The organism is Brevibacterium sp. AGC70 (assembly GCF_057334195.1).
In genome coordinates, this window is sequence record NZ_JBHFIH010000009.1 from 91,179 (window position 1) to 93,365 (window position 2,187).

Annotated in this window: 2 protein-coding genes; one reads left to right on the forward strand and one right to left on the reverse strand. The window is 60.8% G+C overall.

Annotated elements, in window-relative coordinates; all coding sequences use genetic code 11:
• Window positions 1-74: 74 nt before the first annotated feature.
• Window positions 75-1,499: a type I glutamate--ammonia ligase gene (glnA, locus tag ACE03M_RS05850; RefSeq protein ID WP_485933129.1), complete on the reverse strand. Its 1,425-nt coding sequence runs from the start codon at window positions 1,497-1,499 to the stop codon at window positions 75-77.
• A 142-nt stretch (window positions 1,500-1,641) separates the two neighbouring features.
• Here glnA and ACE03M_RS05855 point away from each other — a divergent pair, with 142 nt between their 5' ends.
• Window positions 1,642-2,082, forward strand: a complete 441-nt coding sequence (locus tag ACE03M_RS05855; RefSeq protein WP_485933130.1) for an RDD family protein — start codon at window positions 1,642-1,644, stop codon at window positions 2,080-2,082.
• Window positions 2,083-2,187: the final 105 nt, after the last annotated feature.

Consider the following 2,187-nt stretch of genomic DNA (forward strand, 5'->3'; position numbering starts at 1 on the left):
CCCGCCCCCACTGTATTCCCTGCGGCTGCGGTCACGTATGCCTTTCGGCAGTCCGCGAGCCCTAGTGCCGTGGCTCAGAGCGCGTAGTAGAGCTCGAATTCCGTCGGAGTCGGACGCAGACGTGCAACGTCGATCTCGTTCTCACGCTTGATCCGAATCCACGTCTCAATCAGGTCGGAGGTGAAGACGTCGCCCGCGGTGAGGAAGTCGTGGTCCTTCTCGAGCTCGATGAGCGCCTCATCAAGGGATCCGGGGACCAGCTTGATGTCCTTGGCTTCCTCTGGTGGGAGCTCGTAGAGGTCCTTGTCGATCGGCTCCGGGGGCTCGATGCGATTGCGGATCCCGTCGAGGCCGGCCATCAGCTGGGCGGAGAAGGCCAGGTAGGGGTTGGTCGACGGGTCCGGCACGCGGAACTCGAGACGCTTTGCCTTCGGCGAGCTGCCGGTGACCGGGATGCGGATCGCCGCGGAGCGGTTGCGAGCCGAGTAGACGAGGTTGACGGGAGCTTCGTATCCGGGCACGAGGCGACGGTACGAGTTGATCGTCGGGTTGGTGAAGGCCAGCACTGCGCCGGCGTGTTCGATGAGGCCGCCGATGTACCAGCGAGCCAGATCGGAGAGCCCACCATAGCCGTTCTCGTCGTAGAACAGCGGCTCGCCGTTCTTCCACAGCGACTGGTGGCAGTGCATGCCCGAACCGTTGTCATCGAAGAGCGGCTTGGGCATGAAGGTAGCTGACTTGCCGAGTTCGTAGGCCGTGTTCTTGATCACGTACTTGAAGTCGAGGAGCTGATCGCCGGCATGCTGCAGGGTCTTGAACTTGTAGTTGATCTCCTGCTGTCCTGCGGTGCCGACCTCATGGTGGGCCCGCTCCATCTCGAAGCCGATCTGCTCCAGCGTCAGCGACATCTGATCGCGGATGTCGGCGAACTTATCCTGGGGGGAGACAGGGAAGTATCCGCCCTTGAACGGGGTCTTGTAGCCGAGGTTGCCGCCGGGCTCGTCTTCGCCCGTGTTCCAGGCGGCTTCCTCGGAGTCGATCTTGTAGAAGCTGCTGCCCGGGGTGTTCTGGTAGCGGATGGAGTCGAAGAGGTAGAACTCCGCCTCGGCGCCGAAGAAGACGGTGTCGGCGATGCCGGTGCTCCCGAGGTAGGCCTCGGCCTTGGCCGCAACCTGGCGAGGGTCTCGAGAGTAGGGCTCATCGGTGAAGGGATCGACGATCGAGTGCGTAAGGACCAAGGTCTTGGCCTCACGGAAAGGGTCGATGTAGGCCGATGTGACATCGGCGAGCAGCTTCATGTCCGATTCGTGGATGCCCTGGAAGCCCGTGATTGAGGAACCGTCGAAGAGCAGACCTTCGGTGATCTCTTCCGTGCCGTATGAGGCTGCAGGAAGGTTGAAATGCTGGACGACACCGGGGAGGTCGCAGAAACGGACGTCAACGAATTTGACGTCGTTCTCCGAGATGTAGTTGACGAGTTCTTCAGCAGACGAGAACACTTAGTCTCCTAGTTAGATTATGGTGGTCGTTTGTCTTGACCATTGCCAATCTTAGTTGCAAGCAGGTGAAGTGGTGATGACGTCCATGTTTCGGGCATGTTTCCTGAGGGGCGTCCAGGTTCGATTTGGGTAAGCTGGGTCCGTGATTAATCGTGATGACCTCGGTTCCTGGCTTGAGGGACCCAAGATTGAGCGAGAAGACGGCGATTGGCCGGGCAGGCGCTTGGGTTTGCCGGAGACCGGCTCACATTCACTCGCTCCCGCCTGGCGCAGACTGCTGGGGCTCCTGGTGGATTGGTTCTTGTGCCTGGCCATCGCAAACTTCATCGGCTCGTCCAATCCGCTCCTGGCTCCGGGCATCTTCGCACTGGAGCATTTCCTGCTCGTGTCCACTCTCGGATACACGGTCGGGCACAGGATCTTCGGCATCGAGGTCCGTCGCTTGGACGGTCATGTGCCTGGTTTCGCCAAAGCACTCGTCCGCACTGCTCTGGTCGTCCTCGTCATTCCCGCGCTGATCTTCAACCGCGACAATCGCGGTCTCCATGATCTGGCCGCCGGCACGCTCATTCTCAAACGCTGAGGTTCTCAATCGCTGGGGCCCCCGGCTGAGGACCGGTCGTCCTGACTGAGAGCTGTTCGTGCAGCAGCGAAATTGTAAGGCCAGTGGGGCACCGACTCGATCGAG